The organism is Corallococcus sp. AB049A (assembly GCF_003668885.1).
GTDB classification, from domain to species: Bacteria; Myxococcota; Myxococcia; order Myxococcales; family Myxococcaceae; genus Corallococcus; species Corallococcus interemptor.
Genome location: NZ_RAWL01000998.1, coordinates 1 through 473 on the forward strand (window position 1 = coordinate 1; position 473 = coordinate 473).

Genomic DNA, 473 nt, shown 5'->3' on the forward strand with positions numbered 1-473 from the left:
GTCAGTAGCATCTTCTACAGTTTCTGTTTTTTCAGTAGTTAATTGTTCTTCTACCTTGTTAGCAAATTGAGTGAAAATAGCGAACTTATCCTTATCATAAGTGAATGTTTTAGTACTATTATTGTTAGGGTCTAGTACTTTTAGAATTATTTTCTCATCACTAGCAGTAAACTCGAAGTCTTTTTCTTCCTTAGTGAATCCTAAGAAAATACTACCATCTTCTTGCACAGTAGGTGCAGGATTTTCTTGTGGAGTATAAATTCCCTTAGATTGTAGTTTGTTAACAAATACTTGTAGAGCTGCTTGTGCTTCAAAAGTAGGCTCATTTTCAGCAGTGTTAATATCAAGATTTTGTTCAGTCATTATAATATAACTCCTCTTAATTAAAATGTTGTGCCACAAAATAAAATTATTTATGACAATAATAAATTCCAGTCGACTGGACTCACCATATAAGTGACTCCATAGTGAAT

The 473-nt window shown here is 31.9% G+C and carries 1 protein-coding gene; it reads right to left on the reverse strand.

What is annotated here, in order from left to right; all coding sequences use genetic code 11:
* Positions 1-363: hypothetical protein (locus D7X55_RS43100; RefSeq protein WP_147470484.1), on the reverse strand; the 363-nt coding region annotated here is incomplete at its 3' end.
* Positions 364-473 lie beyond the last annotated feature (110 nt).